This window comes from Segeticoccus rhizosphaerae (genome assembly GCF_009192725.1).
GTDB lineage: Bacteria > Actinomycetota > Actinomycetes > Actinomycetales > Dermatophilaceae > Segeticoccus > Segeticoccus rhizosphaerae.
Window position 1 is genome coordinate 1 of record NZ_VOHR01000343.1, and the last position, 3,860, is coordinate 3,860.

General features: G+C 72.9%; 1 protein-coding gene. It reads left to right on the top strand.

Translation table 11 applies throughout. The features are described 5' to 3' along the window. Positions 1-224 precede the first annotated feature (224 nt). Positions 225-3,782: a MobF family relaxase gene (gene mobF, locus FRW57_RS18680; protein WP_238999486.1), complete on the top strand. Its 3,558-nt coding sequence runs from the start codon at positions 225-227 to the stop codon at positions 3,780-3,782. The last annotated feature ends 78 nt before the right edge of the window (positions 3,783-3,860 follow it).

The window sequence follows — 3,860 nt, forward strand, 5'->3', positions numbered from 1 at the left end:
TCCGCCCTGCTGACCATTCGGGGCGCCACCGCCAACGTCGCCAGCCCACGATGGGGGGCTTGGCATTCGCTCCAACCGAATACGACCCCTCCACCAATCCGGCTCCGTGAACGCCCCCTCTGAGTTGGCCTGTCCCGATGGTGTATCCGCGCGCTGGTAGGCCCTACAGATGGCGACACACAGAGTGTGCCGCCGGCTCGTGAAGGGTGGTTTTGCGGGTGACGATGACGATCCGGCGGATGACGTTGGGCAGCGGCTACCGCTACCTGATGCACTCCGTCGTCCAGTCCGACGGCGCCTCGCAGCAGACCTCCGCGTTGACCCGCTACTACGCCGAGTCCGGCACCCCGCCGGGCCGCTTCCTGGGCGCCGGGCTGGCCGGCCTGGGCGACGGGCACGGCATACCCGAGGGCGCGCGGGTGACCGAGGAGCACCTGTTCCGGATGCTCGGCATGCTGCAGGACCCGCTGACCGGGCAGCCGCTGGGCAGCGCCCCGCCCTCCACTCGCACCGAGGCGGCGGCGGGCCGGCGGCACCAGACGGTGGCCGGGTTCGACCTGACGTTCAGCGTCCCCAAGAGCGTCAGTGTCGCCTGGGCGCTGGCCGGCCCGGCCACCCAGGCGGCGGTGTATGAGGCCCACCAGCAGGCGCTGGCCTACGTGATCCGCTACGCGGAGGGAAGCGTGTTCTCCTCCCGCTCCGGCAAGGGCGGTGTGGTGCAGGAGGACATCCGCGGCGCGGTCGCGGCCGCGTTCGACCACTGGGATTCCCGCACCGGCGACCCGCAGCTGCACACCCACGTGGTGGTGATGAACCGCGTCCAGACCGGTGATGGGGTATGGCGGACGCTGGACTCGAGAGGCATGTTCAAGGCGGCGGTGGGCCTGTCCGAGATGTACAACGGCGTCCTGTCGGACTACCTGACCGGCGCGCTGGGGTGGGGGTGGGAGGCGGCCGCACGGCGCCACTCGACGGTCCCGAAGTACGAGGTCACCGGCGTCGGGGAGGCGCTGCGGGAGGAGTTCTCCACCCGGTCCGCGGCGATCGAGGAGGCCGTCGCAGCCATGGTGCCGGCCTTCACCGCCGCCCACGGAAGGGGGCCGTCCAGCCGTGAGGTGCTGCAGCTGCGGCAGCAGGCGACGCTGGCGACCCGGCCGGACAAACAGGTCCGCCCGCTGGCCGAGCTGGTGCAGGTCTGGCGTCGCCGCGCCGCCGGTCTGATCGCGGGTGAGCCGATCGCGTGGGTCGCCGGCCTGGCCGACCGCAACGACCTTCCCCTGCTGACCTCGGCCCATCTGGGCGACGAGATGCTCGCCGACCTGGCCGCGGTCGCGGTGCACACGGTCGCCGAGAAGCGGGCCACGTTCTCCCGCTCGAACGTGTTCGCGGAGGTCCAACGGCAGCTGCACGGGGTCCGGTTCGCCCACCCCGACGAACGCATGGCGGTGGTCGAGCGAACCGTCGAGGCCGGGTTGGGGCAGGTCCTGTTGATCAGTCCACCCGACCTGGCGCACACCCCGGCCCGGTTCACCCGCCCTGACGGGACGTCCCGGTTCCGCGCCCGCGGGATGGAGACCTACACCACCCAGGACCTGCTGGACGCCGAAGCCCGCCTGCTGGACGCCGGGCGCGACACCACCGGGCCCCGCGCGACCCCGGCCGCCGCGGGCGGCACGAACGGTCCCGAGGTGGACCGGTTGGCGCCCGACCAGACCGCGGCCATCGACCAGGTCGCGACCTCCGGCCGGGTCCTGGACGTCCTGGTCGGTCCCGCGGGGACGGGCAAGTCCACCACCATGGGCGGCCTGCGAGCCCTCTGGCAACACAGCTACGGGACCGGCTCGGTGATCGGCCTCGCCCCGTCGGCCGCGGCCGCGCAGGTGCTGACCGACGAGTTCGGCGCGGCGTGTGAGAACACCTGCAAGTGGCTGACCGAGCATGCCCAGGAACCGGCCCGGCTCGCCGAGTTCGACCGGCTCCGCACCCGGCTGGCCCGATCTTCACCCTCCCCGCGGACCCGCCGCCTGCGCGAACGGGTCACCGAACTCGCCGCGCAGATCCAGCAGTGGCGGCTGCACGAAGGACAGCTGGTCGTCCTCGACGAGGCCTCCCTGGCCGGCACCTTCGCCCTGGATGCGCTGACCGAGCACGCCCGGCAGGTCGGCGCCAAGATCGTCCTGGTGGGGGACTGGGCCCAACTCTCCCCGGTCGAAGCCGGCGGCGCCTTCCACCTGCTCGTCCGCGACCGAGACCACCCACCCGAGCTCCACGAAGCCCGCAGATTCACTCACCAGTGGGAGAAGCACGCCTCCATCGGCCTGCGCACCGGACAACCCGACGTCATCGACCGCTACCAGGCCCACGGCCGGGTCCACGGAGGCGACCGCGACGCCATGCTCGACCAGCTGTACGCGGCCTGGCGGGCCGACCTCGCCGCGGGCCGCTCCTCGCTGATGATCGCCCCGGACACCGCGACCGTCGAGGAGCTCAACGCCCGGGCCCGGACCGAACGGGTCGCCCTCGGTCAGGTGACCCGGGACGGCATACCCACCCACGACGGGGTGACCATCGGGGTCGGCGACCGGGTGGTCACCCGCCGCAACGACCGGCGCCTTGCCACCGGGACCGGGTGGGTCAAGAACGGCGACCAGTGGATCGTTACCGACATCACCCCCGGCGGTGACGTGACCGTCGCCCGCGCGACCGGGCCGGGTGGCGCCGGCGGGGGAGCGGTGGTGCTGCCCGCGGGGTACGCCCGGGAGCACGTCGAACTGGGTTACGCCACCACCGCCTACCGGGCCCAAGGACGCACCGTCCAGACCGGGCACACCTTCGTGTCCGCGACCACCGGCCGCGAGGTCCTGTACGTCGCCGCCACCCGCGGCCGGGAAGCCAACACCCTGTATGTCGACACGGCTTATGACCCCGACCCGGACACCGCGCACGCGCCGGCCGCAGAGCAGACCGCCGCGCAGGTACTGCGCCAGGTGCTGGCCACACCGGTCGCCGACACCTCCGCCACCGAGACCATCGCCACCACCTGGACCGAGCAGCACCACATCGCGCGGATCTGGGCCGAGTACGCCACCATCGCCGCCGCCGCGCACCACGACCGGTATGACGCGCTGGTCGCCGCCTCCGGCCTCGCACCCGACCAGCTCGCCCAGGCTCGCAAGTCCAGCGCCTACGACCTGTTGCTGGCCGACCTGCGCCACGCCGACGCCCGCGGCCTGGACGTGACCCGCGCCTTCCCGCGACTGGTCACCGGCCGCACCCTCGAAAGCGCCGACGACATCGCCGCCGTCCTGCACAGCCGCGTCGAACGCTGGACCAAGGCCGCCGACCCACGCCGCGCCACCACAGAACCCCGGATCGCTGGGATCTTCCCCGCCGCAGTCCACGTCGACGACCCCGACCTGCGCCGGGGCCTGGACCAGCGGGCCTCGCTGATCCAGGACCGCGCGACCCAGATGGCCGCCCTGGCGGTCGAACACGGCCAGGCGTGGGTCGCCCAACTCGGACGCCCACCGATCAACCCGATCCGGCGCGAGCAGTGGATGGCGAAGCTGGAGACCGTGGCCGCCTACCGCGAACGCTGGGGGATCACCGGCCGCGACATCCTCGGCCGCGAACCGGTCAGCACCGAACAAGAAGACCAGCGCTGGCTGGCCCAGCGGGCCGTCGACGCCGCGCTCCAGATCCACCGGTCGGCCCGCGCCACCACCGCCGGCCCGGCCCGATCGGTACAGATGAGCCACGGCAGGGAAGGACCACGGCTTTGACCAGCACACGCCGCGCCGCACGCCTCGCCCGGCAGCGACTGGCCCACGACCGGGAGCTCGCCTACCACGACGCCCGCG